Raw genomic sequence first — 1377 nt, 5'->3', positions numbered from 1 at the left:
CGGCGATCACGCGCCGCGTCGTCGATGGGGTGCCCGACCGTGCGCGTCGTCGGCGTGCCCCGGGGGGGAGGCGGGGCGGGGGAAGCTGCGGGAGTCGGTAGGCTGGACATCGCTGTGGTGGTCCTGGAGTCGCTGCGGCCGAGGCCGCCCGTGGCCACCCACGCAGGATTCGTGCCGAGGATGACGAGGGGGTGCGGACCGCGGCGGGACCTGCTTGCATGCAGATGCCGGCGCATAGTTGTTGCGTCCCTGAGCAAGCTTGCTCCCAAACGGAACAGTCGCCGCTGCGCCAGCGCTGCTGCGCCGCGGGCAGTCGCGTGCAGGGGGGCGCGATGTCGATCGCTGGCACGGAACCTGCTGGGGAATCGGCACAAAAGGCCTGCGCCCGTTCCCGGGCCATGCAAGACAACGGAGGAGACCCCATGCTGCAGCTGTTCGCCCGCCTGATCGGCATCGTCCTGCTGGCGCTCGCCGCGGGCAGCGCCGCGCTCGCCGCCGACCGCCCGGTCGTCCGCGTCGGCGTGCTGCAGTTCGGCACGGTGAGCTGGGAGCTCGAGACCATGCAGCGCCACGGCCTGCTCGAGCGCGAGGGGGTGGACATCCGCATCGTCCCGCTCGCGCTCAAGGACGCCGCCAACGTCGCCCTCCAGGGCGGCGAGGTCGATGTCATCGTCAATGACTGGCTGTGGGTGGCGCGCATGCGCTCGGAGGGGGCGGACTTCGTCTTCGTGCCCTTCTCGCAGGCGGTCGGCGGCATCCATGCGCGCCCGGACGCGGGCATCGCCGGTTTCGCCGACCTGCGTGGCCAGCGCCTCGGCGTCGCGGGCGGCGCGCTCGACAAGAGCTGGCTGCTGCTGCGCGCGTATGCCCGCCGGACCGTGGGCGAGGACGCCGCGAGCTTCCTGCGCCCGCAGTTCGCCGCGCCGCCGCTGCTCAACGAGCTGGTGACGCGCGGCGAGCTGCCGGCGGCGATGAACTTCTGGCACTACGGGGCGCGCCTCGCCGCCGCCGGTATGCCCGAGGTGCTGGGCATGAAGGAGATCCTCGCCACGCTCGGCATCGGCGACGAGATGCCGCTGGTGGGCTGGGTGTTCGGCGAGCGCTGGGCGGGGGCGAATCCGGCCGCGATCCGGGGCTTCCTGCGCGCCTCCGCGGCGGCCAAGGCGCTGCTGCGCGAGTCCGACGCGGCCTGGGAGGCGTTGCGCCCGTCGATGCGCGTCGAGGATGAGGCGACCTTCGTCGCGCTGCGCGATGGATTCCGCGCCGGCATTCCGCAGGCTGCCGACGAGGAGGGCGAGCGCGCCGCCGCGCGCGCCTTCGCGATCCTCGCCGCCGAGGGCGGCGAGGCGCTGGTCGGGCGCGCCCGCGAGCTCGCGC

At 73.9% G+C, this 1377-nt stretch carries 1 protein-coding gene; it reads left to right on the top strand.

Annotation, left to right across the window (positions count from 1 at the left end; all coding sequences use genetic code 11):
* Nucleotides 1-422: 422 nt before the first annotated feature.
* On the top strand, nucleotides 423-1377 hold a 955-nt coding region (locus tag C665_RS19580; protein WP_004329842.1), incomplete at its 3' end, for an ABC transporter substrate-binding protein.

The organism is Thauera aminoaromatica S2 (assembly GCF_000310185.1).
Classification (GTDB): Bacteria; Pseudomonadota; Gammaproteobacteria; order Burkholderiales; family Rhodocyclaceae; genus Thauera; species Thauera aminoaromatica.
This window is presented reverse-complemented; position numbering and strand designations above follow the sequence as displayed.